We start from the raw sequence: 2,257 nt of genomic DNA on the forward strand, positions 1-2,257 counted from the left end.
ACGTGGTCGAGCAGATCGCGATCGACCGGATCAAGGCCCTGTTCGGCGCCGAGCACGCCAACGTCCAGCCGCACTCCGGCGCGCAGGCCAACGCCGCCGCGATGTTCGCGCTGATCCAGCCGGGCGACACCATCCTGGGCCTGTCCCTGGCCCACGGCGGTCACCTGACCCACGGCATGAAGATCAACTTCTCCGGCAAGCTCTACAACGTCGCCGCGTACCACGTGGACGACAAGACCGGCCAGGTCGACATGGCCGAGGTCGAGCGCCTCGCCAAGGAGCACCAGCCCAAGCTGATCATCGCCGGCTGGTCCGCCTACCCGCGCCAGCTGGACTTCGCCGCGTTCCGCCGCATCGCCGACGAGGTCGGCGCCCTGCTGATGGTCGACATGGCGCACTTCGCCGGCCTGGTCGCCGCGGGCCTGCACCCGAACCCGGTGCCGTACGCGGACGTGGTCACCACCACCACCCACAAGACCCTGGGCGGCCCGCGCGGCGGCGTCATCCTCTCCAAGGCCGAGTGGGCCAAGAAGATCAACTCCGCGGTCTTCCCCGGCCAGCAGGGCGGCCCGCTGGAGCACGTGATCGCGGGCAAGGCCGTCGCCTTCAAGGTCGCCGCGTCCGAGGAGTTCAAGGAGCGCCAGCAGCGCACCCTGGACGGCGCCCGGATCCTCGCCGAGCGCCTGCTCCAGGCCGACGTCGCCGAGGCCGGCGCCTCCGTGCTCTCCGGCGGCACCGACGTCCACCTGGTCCTGGTCGACCTGCGCAACAGCCAGCTCGACGGCCAGCAGGCCGAGGACCGCCTCCACGAGGTCGGCATCACGGTCAACCGCAACGCGATCCCGAACGACCCGCGCCCGCCGATGGTCACCTCCGGCCTGCGGATCGGCACCCCGGCCCTCGCCACCCGCGGCTTCCAGGCCGAGGACTTCCGCGAGGTCGCCGACATCATCGCCGAGGCGCTCAAGCCCGCCTTCGACGAGACCGTCGCCGCCGAGCTGAAGGCCCGGGTCACCGCCCTCGCCGAGAAGTACCCGCTCTACCCCAACCTGTAGTTCGGCCGTAGGTGACCGGCCTCACCCCGCCGGTCCACCTGGGATTCCGGGGCACCGCGCACACTGGACAGTGCGCGCGGTGCCCCGTTCCGTGCCGGTACCCCGCCTGCTTGTCCTTCCACGAGACCAGACAAGGACGTCCTCCGTGGCCATCAGCGTCTTCGACCTCTTCTCCATCGGCATCGGCCCGTCGAGCTCCCACACCGTCGGCCCCATGCGCGCCGCCCGGATGTTCGCCCGCCGCCTGAAGTCCGAGGGCCTGCTGACCGACGTGGCGAGCGTGCGCGCCGAGCTGTTCGGCTCGCTCGGCGCCACCGGCCACGGCCACGGGACGCCCAAGGCCGTCCTGCTCGGCCTGGAGAACAACTCCCCGCGCACCGTCGACGTCGACCGGGCCGACGCCGACGTCGAGCGGATCACCGCCGAGAAGCGGCTGAACCTGCTCGGCGTCCACGCCATCGACTTCGACCCCGGCAGCCAGCTCGTGCTGCACCGGCGCCGCTCGCTGCCGTACCACGCCAACGGCATGACCCTCTGGGCCTACGCCGCCGACGGCTCGGCGCTGCTGGAGAAGACCTACTACTCGGTCGGCGGCGGGTTCGTCGTCGACGAGGACGCGATCGGCGCCGACCGGGTCAAGCCCGACGACACCGCGCTGAAGTACCCCTTCCGCACCGGCGAGGAGCTGCTGCGCCTCACCCGCGAGACCGGCCTGTCCATCTCCGGCCTGATGCTGGAGAACGAGAAGGCCTGGCGGACGGAGGAGGAGATCCGGGCCGGCCTGCTGGAGATCTGGCGGGTCATGCAGGAGTGCGTCCGGGCCGGCATGTCCCGCGAGGGCATCCTCCCCGGCGGCCTCAAGGTCCGCCGGCGCGCCGCCTCGGGCGCCCGCGCCCTGCGCGCCGAGGGCATCGGCCCGGCCAACGCGATGGAGTGGGTCACCCTCTACGCGATGGCCGTCAACGAGGAGAACGCCTCCGGCCGCCGCGTCGTCACCGCCCCGACCAACGGCGCGGCCGGCATCATCCCCGCCGTCCTGCACTACTACCTGAACTTCATCCCGGGCGCCGACGAGGACGGCATCGTCCGCTTCCTCCTCGCCGCCGGCGCGATCGGCATGCTCTTCAAGGAGAACGCCTCCATCTCCGGCGCCGAGGTCGGCTGCCAGGGCGAGGTCGGCTCCGCCTGCTCGATGGCGGCCG

2 protein-coding genes are annotated in these 2,257 nt (G+C 71.9%); both read left to right on the forward strand.

Features of this window, described 5'->3' with window-relative positions:
• Positions 1-1,055 (forward strand): serine hydroxymethyltransferase (gene glyA, locus C2142_RS13440; RefSeq protein WP_241002556.1); only part of this gene is annotated, 1,055 nt, incomplete at its 5' end.
• A gap of 145 nt (positions 1,056-1,200) precedes the next feature.
• Positions 1,201-2,257: L-serine ammonia-lyase (locus tag C2142_RS13445; protein WP_241002557.1), on the forward strand; the 1,057-nt coding region annotated here is incomplete at its 3' end.

The organism is Streptomyces sp. CB01881 (genome assembly GCF_002953255.1).
In the GTDB taxonomy this organism is placed as follows: Bacteria; Actinomycetota; Actinomycetes; order Streptomycetales; family Streptomycetaceae; genus Kitasatospora.